Origin of the sequence: Kitasatospora xanthocidica (assembly GCF_014656195.1) — a bacterium.
Classification (GTDB): Bacteria; Actinomycetota; Actinomycetes; order Streptomycetales; family Streptomycetaceae; genus Kitasatospora; species Kitasatospora xanthocidica.
Map to the genome: position 1 here is coordinate 212,030 of NZ_BNBY01000003.1, position 11,863 is coordinate 223,892.

General features: G+C 71.2%; 12 protein-coding genes. 5 read left to right on the top strand and 7 right to left on the bottom strand.

Going from position 1 to position 11,863, the window contains the following annotated elements; genetic code table 11:
* Window positions 1-202 precede the first annotated feature (202 nt).
* From IE332_RS07120 to IE332_RS07145, 6 genes are all read right to left on the bottom strand, one after another.
* A complete protein-coding gene (locus tag IE332_RS07120; RefSeq protein ID WP_189914288.1) occupies window positions 203-928 on the bottom strand; it encodes a hypothetical protein in 726 nt (241 codons plus the stop codon).
* A 90-nt stretch (window positions 929-1,018) separates the two neighbouring features.
* Window positions 1,019-1,606 (bottom strand): cysteine dioxygenase family protein, encoded by a 588-nt coding sequence (locus IE332_RS07125; protein WP_189914289.1) that lies wholly within the window; start codon window positions 1,604-1,606, stop codon window positions 1,019-1,021.
* A gap of 3 nt (window positions 1,607-1,609) precedes the next feature.
* A complete protein-coding gene (locus IE332_RS07130) occupies window positions 1,610-3,352 on the bottom strand; it encodes a monocarboxylic acid transporter (RefSeq protein ID WP_189914290.1) in 1,743 nt (580 codons plus the stop codon).
* Window positions 3,349-3,747 carry a DUF485 domain-containing protein gene (locus tag IE332_RS07135; protein ID WP_189914291.1) on the bottom strand — a complete coding sequence of 133 codons (399 nt, stop codon included), beginning with the start codon at window positions 3,745-3,747 and terminating at the stop codon, window positions 3,349-3,351. Before IE332_RS07135 ends, IE332_RS07130 begins: the two co-directional genes overlap by 4 nt.
* A gap of 68 nt (window positions 3,748-3,815) precedes the next feature.
* Complete coding sequence (gene thpR, locus IE332_RS07140; RefSeq protein ID WP_189914292.1) at window positions 3,816-4,436, bottom strand: RNA 2',3'-cyclic phosphodiesterase; 621 nt, start codon at window positions 4,434-4,436, stop codon at window positions 3,816-3,818.
* A 34-nt stretch (window positions 4,437-4,470) separates the two neighbouring features.
* Window positions 4,471-4,941 (bottom strand): ArsI/CadI family heavy metal resistance metalloenzyme, encoded by a 471-nt coding sequence (locus IE332_RS07145; protein WP_189914293.1) that lies wholly within the window; start codon window positions 4,939-4,941, stop codon window positions 4,471-4,473.
* 89 nt (window positions 4,942-5,030) lie between these two features.
* Between IE332_RS07145 and IE332_RS07150 the strand changes: the two genes are divergently transcribed.
* The 3 genes from IE332_RS07150 (at window position 5,031) to IE332_RS07160 (ending at window position 6,638) form a co-directional block, all read left to right on the top strand.
* Window positions 5,031-5,402, top strand: a complete 372-nt coding sequence (locus tag IE332_RS07150) for an ArsR/SmtB family transcription factor (protein ID WP_189914294.1) — start codon at window positions 5,031-5,033, stop codon at window positions 5,400-5,402.
* Window positions 5,399-6,148 (top strand): aquaporin, encoded by a 750-nt coding sequence (locus IE332_RS07155; protein ID WP_189914295.1) that lies wholly within the window; start codon window positions 5,399-5,401, stop codon window positions 6,146-6,148. Before IE332_RS07150 ends, IE332_RS07155 begins: the two co-directional genes overlap by 4 nt.
* Window positions 6,149-6,218: 70 nt before the next feature.
* Window positions 6,219-6,638 (top strand): arsenate reductase ArsC, encoded by a 420-nt coding sequence (locus IE332_RS07160; RefSeq protein WP_189914296.1) that lies wholly within the window; start codon window positions 6,219-6,221, stop codon window positions 6,636-6,638.
* 59 nt (window positions 6,639-6,697) lie between these two features.
* Here the strand turns inward: IE332_RS07160 and IE332_RS07165 are convergent, their stop codons facing one another.
* Window positions 6,698-6,901 carry a hypothetical protein gene (locus IE332_RS07165; RefSeq protein WP_189914297.1) on the bottom strand — a complete coding sequence of 68 codons (204 nt, stop codon included), beginning with the start codon at window positions 6,899-6,901 and terminating at the stop codon, window positions 6,698-6,700.
* Window positions 6,902-6,993: 92 nt separating this feature from the next.
* Between IE332_RS07165 and IE332_RS07170 the strand changes: the two genes are divergently transcribed.
* Window positions 6,994-8,085: a DUF5937 family protein gene (locus tag IE332_RS07170; RefSeq protein WP_189914298.1), complete on the top strand. Its 1,092-nt coding sequence runs from the start codon at window positions 6,994-6,996 to the stop codon at window positions 8,083-8,085.
* A gap of 168 nt (window positions 8,086-8,253) precedes the next feature.
* Entirely contained in the window at window positions 8,254-11,817 is a 3,564-nt protein-coding gene (dnaE, locus tag IE332_RS07175) for a DNA polymerase III subunit alpha (RefSeq protein WP_189914299.1), read from the top strand.
* The last annotated feature ends 46 nt before the right edge of the window (window positions 11,818-11,863 follow it).

The window sequence follows — 11,863 nt, forward strand, 5'->3', positions numbered from 1 at the left end:
CCCGTTCGACGCAGGGCGGAGGATCCGGAAGCCCGGCGGGGGCCGGGCTTCCGGGGCAGTCAATCTGGCACTCGGCTTCGGGAGTTGAGAAGGTCAGAGCCGATCCGAAAATATGTCTTGGGCCGGATTCCGGCCGGTACGAGGCAGACTGTCAGGAAGCTCTCGCCGCCGGGCGGGGCCGTCCGGTTCGGAGCAGCGGGCTTCACACGCTCAACGGGTTCCGGTCCAGGTAGCGGAGGCCCTGCTTCAGGTAGGCCCGTGGGTTGGTGGCCAGATGGCGGGCCCAGGCGGGATCGGTCTCGCCCCGCAGGTGGGCGTAGCAGGCCAGCGCGTAGCCGAACATCCGCTCGGTCAGGTAGCCGAGGCGCGAGTACGACCAGCCGTGGTTGTCCTGGCTGAAGTCGAAGGCGGAGTTGGCGGTGAAGACGCCGAGGCCGAAGTGGACCGTCAGCAGGTCGGTGAGCGGTTCGTGGTCGCGCCGGTCGCTCGTGATCCGCTGCTCGTCGAGGAGGCGGACGTGGCCCAGCTCGTGGGCGACGGTGGCCACCAGCGCGACCGGGCGGGCGGCTTGGCGCTGGGCGACGGCGATCACGGGGCGTCCGTTCTCGCGCCGGTAGTGCCCGGCGGCGGAGCGGGACTCGTACGCGAGCCCGAGGTCGTCGGCCATGCCGCGCTCGCCGTCGTCCGGCTCGATCTCGACCGTCAGGCGTTCGGGCGCCACGCCCAGGTAGCCGCAGAGCCGGGTGATCACGCGCCGGACGTCCTCCTCGGAGCCCTCGTACGGTCCCGGGAAGAACTCGGCGGTCGGCAGGACCGGCGCGCGGTCCAGCACCTCCCGGCCGAACTCGGCGGTCAGCCAGGCCATCGACTCCTCGATCCAGACCCGTTCCTCCGGCCCGACCGGGCACTTCGCCGAGAACAGCCCCATGACACCCCCCAGTGGTCACGGCCATCATGCACCACACGCCGGGCGACGTGTCGTGTCAGGCCCTGCCGTGCGCCGTCAAGCCGGGGCCGGTCACGGCGCCAGGCCGTCCGGGCTCCGCCAGCTCACCAGGCGGGCCCCCTCCGGCGGGCGGTCCACGACCTCCTGTCCGAAGACCCGGTTGATCGAGCTGCCCCCGTTCAGCGAGATGTCCGCGCCGTAGACGTGCAGGGAGACCGCGCGACCGGTGCCGCCGTTCGACACCCGGTGGATGTCCTCGTCGGGTGGCACCAGCAGCTGCACCCGGCCGGGAGAGCAGGTGGTCCGGCCGGACGGCACCAGCACCCTGCGCCCGGACCGGGGCAGCCGCCACAGCCGGTACGCCTCGTCCACCTCGACGCCCTCCAGCACCCCCGACACGCACCAGGAGACGTGGTCGTGGACCGGGGTGGACTGCCCGGGCAGCCAGGTCAGGGCCACCACGGAGTGCGACCGTCCGGCATGCAGCAGCCGCTGGGCGTACCCGTCGGTGTCGCCGGCGCACAGGTCCTCGGGAACGATCAGGCCGGCCCGGAGGTACTTGCGCAGGGTGTCCGCGGTGAGCTGGGCGGTCAGGACGTCCGCGGCGGCATAGCGCGCGAGGTCGGAGAGGAACTCGTCGAGGTTGGAGCCGGGTTCCACGGCCTACCGCCCCGCCCCGGTGAGCGCGCGGACCTCCAGCTCGGCGAAGGCGCGCCCGTCCGCGTCCCCGTGCGCGTCCTCGTCCCGACGGCGGCGGCTGCCGACCAGGGAACCGACGACGGCGGCCGCGAACCCGACCGGGATCGAGATGACGCCCGGGTTCTGCAGCGGGATCGGCGCGGTGGTGGTGCAGGAGATCAGCGCCGTGGCGTTGCCGACCCGCTTGCTGGACGCCTCCACGCCGCAGTCCTTCGCCTGGGCCGCCGTCAGCTTCACGGCGTGGACCGTGCCGCTCGCGCCGCCCCAGCAGATCGGGGAGAGCAGCACCAGGCCGATCGAGCCGACCAGGCCCGCGTAGATGCCGCACTTGGCGCCGAAGGTGGTGAAGCGCTTCCAGAACAGGGTCAGCAGGATCGCCGGCAGGTTGGCGGAGGCCGCGATGGCGAAGGCGAGGGCCACCAGGAACGCCACATTGAGGTCCCTGGCGAAGATCGACAGGGCGACCGCGACCGCGCCGATGACCACGGCCGCGATCTTCGCCGTGACCAGCTCCTGCCGTTCGGTGGCCCTGCCCTTGCGGATGACGCTGGCGTACAGGTCATGGGCGAAGGAGGACGAGGAGGTCAGGGTGAGCCCGGCGACGACCGCGAGGATGGTGGCGAAGGCCACCGCCGCGATGAAGGCGAGCATCAGGGAGCCGCCGGTGGTGCCCGCGCCGCCGCCGAGGTGCTCGGCCAGCAGGGTGGCGGCGGTGTTCCCGGACGGGTCCTTCTCCTTGATCGTCGCGGTGCCGACCAGCGCGGCCGCGCCGAAGCCGAGCACCAGGGTCATCAGGTAGAACACCCCGATGATGCCGATCGCCCAGTTCACCGACTTGCGCGCGTCGCGCCCGGTCGGGACGGTGTAGAAGCGGACCAGCACGTGCGGCAGCGCCGCGGTGCCCAGCACCAGGGCGGTGCCGAGGCTGACCAGGTCGAGCTTCGACCAGCCGTCGGTCGCCCCGTACTTCAGGCCGGGCTGGAGGAAGGCGTCGCCCTTCTTGGAGGCCGTGGCGGCGTCCCCGAGCAGGTGGCTCAGGTCGAACCCGTACTTCGCCAGCACCCACAGGGTCATCACGGCCGCGCCGGCGATCAGCAGCACCGCCTTGACGATCTGCACCCAGGTGGTGCCCTTCATCCCGCCGACCACGACGTAGACGATCATCAGGGCGCCGACCCCGACGATGGTCCAGATCTGCGCGGAGGCGCCCTTGACGTCGAGCAGTTGCCCCACGATCGTCGCCGCGCCGACCATCTGCGCGATCAGGTAGAAGATCGAGACCACGATGGTCGACACACCCGCGGCGGTCCGCACCGGCCCGCTGCGCAGCCGCGCGGCCAGCACGTCGGCCATGGTGAACCGCCCGGTGTTGCGCAGCAGTTCGGCCACCATCAGCAGCGCGACCAGCCAGGCGACCAGGAAGCCGATCGAGTACAGGAACCCGTCGTACCCGGAGAGCGCGATGATCCCGGCGATACCGAGGAAGGAGGCCGCCGACAGGTAGTCGCCCGAGATCGCGATCCCGTTCTGCAGCGCGGAGAACTGCCCGCCGCCGGTGTAGAAACCCCCGGTGCCCTGGGTGCTCCGCCGGGCCCAGAGGGTGATGCCGAGCGTCACCGCCACCAGGGCGACGAACAGCCCGACGGTCAGGCCCTTGTGCGACGCGGACTGCGCCGCCGCCGCGGCGAGCGGAAGGTGCTGTGTCATGCCTGCTCCCCCGTCGCTTCCCGGCCGGACGGGCCGCTCGGGGCCGGGGCGGTCGGGCCCGGGACGGTCGGACGGGAGGCCGCCACACTCCGCAGGGCCGCCGCCAGCGGGTCCAGCCGCCGGGCGGCGAACCGGCCGTAGGCCAGGGCGATGCCGAAGGTCGAGACGAACTGCAGCAGTCCGAAGACCAGCGCCACGTTGACGTTCCCGGCGACCTTCGTCGCCATGAAGCCGCGGGCGTAGGCCGAGCAGAGCACGTACGTCAGGAACCAGAGCAGGAACGCCGCCGTCACCGGGAACACGAACCTGCGGTAGCTGGCGCGCAACTCGGTGAAGCGCGGATCGTCGCCGATCCAGAGGGTGTCACCGCGCGACGGCGCGGCCGGGTCGATCATGGGAATCCTTCTGAGCGGTGCGGAACTTTCCGAAGGCCCGACCGTAGGAATCCCCGGTAGACAAGCGGTCAACGCGCGGACCGGGGGCGGCCGCCGCCCCCGGTCCGGACGGCGGCGCCGAAGGGCCAGGCCTCGATGTCGCGGTAGTGGATCGGCCCGGGGCCGCGGCCGATGTTGCTGCCGACCAGGTGGAGGCGCTCGGCCCGCCACGGTCGGCCCGCGAAGCCGGCGAGCCCGGCCGCGGCCTGCGGCACGCTGGTGGGATCGTCGCGGCGAGCTCGCGCCAGGGTCAGGTGGGGGCGCAGCGGGCGGGCGTTGAACTCGATCCCGCAGGACCTGACCAGGTCGCGGACGTCGGTGGCGAGCAGGTGCAGCCCTTCCAGGTCCCCGTCGATGCCGCTCCACAGCAGTCGCTCGTCGAAGTGGCCGCCGCCGCGCAGGCCCAGGCGCAGGGCGGGGTGCGACGCCGCCAGGCCGGCCAGCGCCGAGCGCAGCGACGGCACCGCGGTGGAGGGCAGTTCACCGAGGAAGGCCAGGGTGATGTGCCAGTCCTCGATCCGGTTCCACCGCAGCCGCGGGTACCCGGCGTACGCGGGCTGCAGCGCCTCGGCCAGCTCGTCCTTGGCGTCGTCGGGCGGAGCCAGCGCCACGAAGACACGCAGGGTCGAGGGCTCGGGGTGATCGTCCACGGGAGATTTCTAGCACCCCGGCACCGGCCACCGGTCAGCCGCAGGCGCATCCGGTGGCAGCGGCGACCGGTCCGGCAGTCTGCCCGCCGCCGGTGCAGCAGGTACCGGGGGTGCCGTCGGCGCTCTTGCCGAGGGTGTCGGCGTCGGCCTTGACGACGTACACCTCCCAGGGCTCCTTGCCGGGGCCGGTGACCCAGACCTTGTCCTGGAGGGCGTAGCAGCAGGAGGTGTCGTTCTCCTCGAAGGTGGCCAGGCCGGCGTCCTGGAGGCGGGTGGCGGCGGCGGTGACCTGTGCGGTGCTGTCGACCTCGACTCCGAGGTGGTCCAGGCGGGTGGACTCGCCGCGCTCACCCTCGATGAGGACGAGCTTGAGCGGGGGCTCGGTGACGGCGAAGTTCGCGTAGCCGGGCCGCCGCTTGGCGGGCTCGGTGCCGAAGAGCTTGGCGTAGAAGGCGACGGAGGCTTCGAGGTCGGCGACGCGCAGGGCGAGCTGAACACGGGACATGGCGGTACTCCCCGATCCGAGGTCTTGTTTCGACATCTATCGATACAGCGAGCTTGCCTCTCCGCATAGATGACTGTCAACATAGACGCATGTCGAATCTGGAACTCGAAGTGCTCGGCCAGGACGACGCGGCCGCGTGCTGCTCGCCGATGGTCCGCGAGCCGCTGGGCGAAGACGCCGCCGTCGACCTGGCGAAGATGTTCAAGGCCCTGTCGGACCCGGTACGGCTGCGGCTGCTGTCGCTGATCGCCTCGTACGAGGGCGGCGAGGCCTGCGTCTGCGACCTGACCGGCCCCTTCGACGTGTCCCAGCCGACCATCTCCCACCACCTCAAGGTCCTGCGCGAGGCCGGCCTGGTCGACTCCGAGCGCCGCGGGACCTGGGTCTACTACTGGGTGCTCCCGGCCGCCCTGGCCAAGCTCTCCGCCCTGCTCCAGACCCCCACCGGGGAGTCCGGATGACCGCGACGGCACCGCTCGCCCGCCGGACGGCCGTCGAATTCCTCGGGACCGGCGCGCTGGTCGCCGTCGTGGCCGGCTCCGGCATCCAGGCCACCGAGCTGTCCCGGGACGTCGGCGTCCAGCTGCTCGCCAACTCGCTCGCGACCGTCTTCGGCCTCGGCGTGCTGATCCTGCTGCTCGGCCCGGTCTCCGGCGCCCACTTCAACCCGGCCGTGACCCTGGCCGCCTGGTGGACCGGCCGCCGCAGCGGGGAAGGGCCGGGGCTCCGGGAGGTCGCGGCCTACGTGCTTGCGCAGATCGCCGGCGCGATCGGCGGGGCGGTGCTGGCGGACGCGATGTTCGCCGAGCCGCTCGTACGCTGGTCCACGCACGACCGGTGGGCGCCGCACCTGTGGCTGGGCGAGGTCGTCGCGACCGCCGGCCTGGTCCTGCTGGTCTTCGGCCTGGCCCGCGTCGGCCGCGCGCACGTCGCCCCGGTCGCGGTCGCCTGCTACATCGGCGCCGCCTACTGGTTCACCTCCTCGACCAGCTTCGCCAACCCGGCGGTGACCGTCGGCCGGGCGTTCACCGACACCTTCGCCGGCATCGCCCCCGCCTCCGTACTGCCGTTCGTCGCCGCCCAGCTCGTCGGCCTGGCCGTCGGTGTGGCGCTGGTCGCGGTGGTCTTCGGCCGCCTTTCTCCGGCCGCCGAGGACGTCGTCGTCCCGCACGGCGATCACCACCACCCGGCCGCGGCCGCCCGCTGACCCCGCGTCCTCCCGCCCGGCCCGAATACCACTCTGAAAACCGCCCCGAAGACCGTAAGGACCCACTTCCGTGAGCACCCCCGCCGTCCCGTCCGTGCTGTTCGTCTGCGTGCACAACGCCGGCCGGTCCCAGATGGCCGCCGCCTTCCTCACCCGTCTCGGCGGCGACCGGGTCCAGGTCCGCTCCGCCGGCTCCGCCCCCGCCGACACCGTCAACCCCGCGGTCGTCGAGGCGCTCGCCGAGGTCGGGATCGACATCTCCGCCGAGGCCCCGAAGGTCCTGACCGTGGAGGCGGTCCAGGCCTCCGACGTGGTGATCACCATGGGCTGCGGCGACGCCTGCCCCTACTTCCCCGGCAAGCGGTACCTGGACTGGAAGCTGACGGACCCGGCCGGCCAGGGCGTCGACGCCGTCCGCCCGATCCGCGACGAGATCGAGGAGCGCGTCCGCGGCCTGCTCGCCGACCTCGGCGTCCAGCCCGGCGCGTGACGATGTAGCGCCCCTCCAAGACCTCAGTCCCCCGCCCCGCTCCGCGCCCACCGTGCCGGTCAGCCCCGGGACGCCAGCCAGCGGCGGAAGGCGAAGCTCAGCCGGCCGGTGGTCGGGCGGCCGGCCAGGACCGCTTCGAAGCGGCGGCGGTCGCGGGCCGCCCGCAGCACCGCGAGGTCGTGGGTGCCGGGGACGGGCGGGGCCGGTTCCCCGTGCTGGGCGGCCCGGTAACTGTCCACGAGGTGCTGGTGCAGTGCGTTCATGCGCCCACCGTGCACCACGGCCGCCCCGCCGGTCCCACCGATTGACGACCCCCGTCAAATGACGCGCTCGCCCCGCCCGGCAGGATAGGGGGGTGAGCGTGACCATCGACATCACCGGACTGCCGCACGAGCGGATCGTCTTCTGCCCCTCGCCGCTGGCCGAGCTCGGCAACGCCCTGCACGCGCTGGCCGAGCCGGGCCACCACGGCCGGCTGCACGCGTGGACGACGGCGACCTCCGGCGCACTCGAACCGGAACTGGCCGACCGGATGCTGGAGGCCGACTTCATGTGGCGGTCGACGCGCTCCGACCTCCTGATGCCGGCCCGGCCCCGGGAGACCCTCGCCGAGGAGCTGGACGACCTCGACCGCATGGACGACGAGAAGTTCGTCGGCGCGGCCCTGGAGATCTCGTGCAGCACCAGCCACTACCCCAAGGGCCTGCCGTCGCCCCTGGTCGACCCGTGGTCGCGGCGCCGCGCGCTCGACCTCGCGGCGGCGCGCGGCCCGCACCAGGCGGCGTTCGTCGAGCGGATGCTCGCCGACCCCACCGCCACCCGCGCGTGGATCCGGCGGCTCCTGGAGGACTGCGACCGGGCGTTCTTCGCCGACACCTGGCGCCGGGTCCGCGTCCAGCTCGCCGCCGACGCCCAGCACAAGACCGAGCTGCTGCGCCGCAAGGGTCTGGCGGAGGCGCTCACCGCGGCGTCACCGGCGCTGAGCCTGGAGGAGGACGAGCAAAGCAGCCGCATCGTCGTCGACAAGCTGCTGAACGGCCGCAGCGACGCCCGCGGCACCGGCGTCACCCTGCTGCCCAGTGTCTTCGGCTGGCCGCACCTCTTCACCCTGTACGGGCCGGGCTGGCAGCCTGTGATCCAGTACCCGGCCGCCACCCCCGAGATCGGCGGCGCCGAGCCGGTGGAGACGGTGAGGCTGCGCCTGGACGCGCTGACCCATCCGATGCGGATGAACCTGTGCCGCAACCTGTCCCGCGCCGCGTACTCGACGAACGAGCTGGCCGACGCGTACGGCATCACCGCCCCCGAGGTCTCCCGCCACCTGGCCGTCCTGAAGAAGGCCGGGCTGCTCATCACCCGGCGCCGGGGCCGCTACGTCCTCCACCAGCTCGACATCTCGGTGGTGGCCCGGATCGGCAGCGACTTCCTGGAGTCCGTGCTGCGGTGAGCGCGCCCGGGGAGGCGTGATCCGCCGACGCCGCGCCGAGGACTCGGACGGAGCCGGGAGGAACGTGTCAAGGTCTCCGCGGCAGTCCTCCCCGCGCGCCACGCCGTCGGCCCCGACCGGCTAGCCTGGGTGGCTTCCGACCGAGATCCGTCCGAGGAGTACAGCGCCGTGTCCGACAGCTTCGCGCACCTGCACGTCCACACCGAGTACTCGATGCTGGACGGCGCCGCGAAGAACGGCAAGCTGTTCGCCGAGGCGGAGAGACAGGGCATGCCCGCCATCGCGATGAGCGACCACGGCAACATGTTCGGTGCCTACGAGTTCTTCCACGCGGCCGCCAAGACCGGCGTGAAGCCGATCATCGGCATCGAGGCGTACGTCGCCCCGGCCTCGCGCTTCCTGAAGAAGCAGGTGTTCTGGTCGCCCGGCGGCCAGCGCCCGTCCGGCGCCGACGGCGAGGGCGGCAAGGACGTCTCCGGTGGCGGCCGCTACACCCACATGACCATGTGGGCGCAGAACGCGACCGGTCTGCGGAACCTCTTCAAGCTCTCCTCGCTCGCGTCGATGGAGGGCTACTACATGAAGCCCCGGATGGACCGCGAGCTGATCGCCGCCAACGCGACCGGCATCATCGCCACCACCGGCTGCCCCTCCGGCGAGGTGCAGACCCGGCTGCGGCTCGGCCAGTACGACGAGGCCGTCAAGGCGGCCGGCGCCTACCAGGACATCTTCGGCAAGGAGAACTACTTCCTGGAGCTGATGGACCACGGCCTGTCCATCGAGCGCGACGTCCGCGAGGACCTGCTGCGCCTGGCCAAGCAGCTGGACATCCCGCTGCTGGCCACCAACGACTCGCACTACGTGACCGCCGACCAGGCGGACGCCCACGACAGCCTGCTCTGCGTCGGCGTGGGCAAGAACAAGGACGACCCGAACCGCTTCAAGTTCAACGGCTCGGGCTACTACGTGAAGACCGCCGCCGAGATGCGCGAGCTCTTCCGCGAGCTGCCGCAGGCCTGCGACAACACGCTCGCGATCGCCGAACGGATCGAGTCGTACGACGAGGTCTTCACCTACGTCGACCGGATGCCCCAGTTCGACGTCCCCGAGGGCGAGACCCAGGCCTCCTACCTGCGCAAGAAGATCCAGGTCGGGCTCCAGCACCGGTACGGCGACAGCCCGAGCCAGGAGGTGCTGGACCGGATCGAGCTGGAGATGGGCGTGATCACCCCGATGGGGTTCGACGCCTACTTCCTCGTGGTCGCCGACATCTGCCAGTACGGCCGGGACAACGGCATCCCGGTCGGCCCGGGCCGCGGTTCGGCGGCCGGCTCGATGGTCGCCTACCTGACCGGCATCACCCAGCTGGACCCGCTGGAGCACGACCTGCTGTTCGAGCGCTTCCTCAACCCCGAGCGCATCAACCCCCCGGACGTCGACATCGACTTCGACGACCGCCAGCGCGACCAGATGGTCCGCTACGTGACCGAGAAGTACGGCGCCGCCTACACGGCCCAGGTGAACACCTTCGGCACCATCAAGGCCAAGGCCGCCGTCAAGGACGCCAACCGCATCCTCGGCTACCCCTTCGCGATGGGCGACCGGATCACCAAGGCGATGCCGCCGGACGTCATGGGCAAGGGCGTCCCGCTGGCCGACCTCTTCAACGACAAGCACCCCCGGTACAACGAGGGCACCGAGATCCGCTCGCTGTACGAGAACGAGCCGGACGTCAAGAAGATCATCGACACCGGCCTCGGCATCGAGGGCCTGATCCGCGGCACCGGCGTGCACGCCGCGGCCGTCATCCTCTCCTCCACCCCGCTGCTCGAACTGATCCCGCTGCACATGCGGGACAAGGACGGCGTGATCATCACCGGCTTCGACTACCCGTCGTGCGAAGCCATGGGCCTGATCAAGATGGACTTCCTGGGTCTGCGGAACCTGGGCATCATCGATCACTGCATCAAGATCGTGAAGGCCAACCGGGGCGTCGACGTCGACATCGAGAAGATCCCGATCGACGACCCCACCACCTACCAACTGCTCGCCCGCGGCGACACCCTGGGCGTCTTCCAGCTCGACGGCGGCCCCATGCGCGCCCTGCTCAAGCTGATGAAGCCCACCGAGTTCGCCGACATCTCCGCCGTCTCCGCGCTGTACCGGCCCGGCCCGATGGGCATGAACTCGCACACCAACTACGCGCTGCGCAAGAACGCCCAGCAGGAGATCATCCCGATCCACCCCGAGCTGGAGGAACCGCTCAAGGACGTCCTCGGCCCCACCTACGGCCTGATCGTCTACCAGGAGCAGGTCCAGCGAGCCGCCCAGGTGCTGGCCGGCTACTCGCTCGGACAGGCCGACCTGCTCCGCCGCGCGATGGGCAAGAAGAAGAAGGAGGTGCTGGAGAAGGAGTTCGTGCCCTTCCACGCGGGCTGCAAGGAGCGCGGCTACTCCGACGAGGCGATCCAGGCGGTGTGGGACGTCCTGGTCCCGTTCGCCGGCTACGCGTTCAACAAATCGCACTCCGCCGCGTACGGCCTGGTCTCGTACCAGACCGCCTACCTCAAGGCCAACTACCCGGCCGAGTACATGGCCGCGCTGCTCACCTCGGTCGCCGACGACAAGGACAAGATGGCGGTCTACCTGGCCGAGTGCCGGCAGATGGGCATCAAGATCCTCTCCCCCGACGTCAACGAGTCGGTGGTCGACTTCACCGCCGTCGGCAGCGACGTCCGCTTCGGCCTCAAGGCGGTGCGCAACGTCGGCGTGCCCGTGATCGAGTCCCTGGTGCGCACCCGCGCGGCGGAGGGCAAGTACACCTCCTTCGCCGACTTCCTCGACAAGGTCGAGCTGGTGGTCTGCAACAAGCGCACCGTCGACTCCCTGGTCAAGGCCGGCGCCTTCGACTCGCTCGGCCACACCCGGCTCTCCCTCAGCAGCGTCCACGAGAGCGCGATCGACGCCGTCACCGGTGTGAAGAAGCAGCAGGCCATCGGGCAGGACGACCTCTTCGGTGCCCTCGGCGGCGACGAGGACGGGCCCACCATCGGACTGGACTTCCAGCTCACCGACAACGAGTGGCCCCGCCGCCAACTCCTCGCCCTGGAACGCGAGATGCTCGGCCTCTACGTCTCCAGCCACCCGCTCGACGGCGCCGAGCACATCCTCTCCCAGAACCGCGACACCTCGATCGCCGACCTCCTCGGCTCCGGCCGCACCGAGGGCGAGGTCCGCCTCTCCGGCCTGATCACCGGCGTCGACCGGCGGATCAACAAGGCCGGCAACGCCTGGGCGATCATCACCCTCGCCGACCGCGACGGCTCGGTCGAGGTGCTGTTCTTCCCCGCCACCTACAACCTGATGGCCGAGCAGATGATCGAGGACAACGTCATCTCGGTCCGCGGCCGCCTCAACGAACGCGACGGCTCACTCAGCATCTTCGGCCAGGAGATCACCACCCTCGACGTCTCCTCCGCCGAACTCGGCACCAAGCCGCCCGTCCACATCACCATCCCCACCTCCCGGATCACCCCCACGGTGGTCGCCGAACTCAAACTCGCCCTCCAGGCCCACCCCGGCGACGTCCCGGTCCGCCTGCTCACCACCAGCTGGGACAAGAACACCCTCTACGAGCTCGGCTTCCTGGTGAACCCCGACAACGGCCTCGCCTCGGACATCAAGACCCTCCTCGGCAACCGCGCCTGGGCCGGCACGGCCGCCCGCTCCTGAGCCGCCCCGGCCCGCGCCCACCCGGTATCGGGGGGCGCGGGCCGGA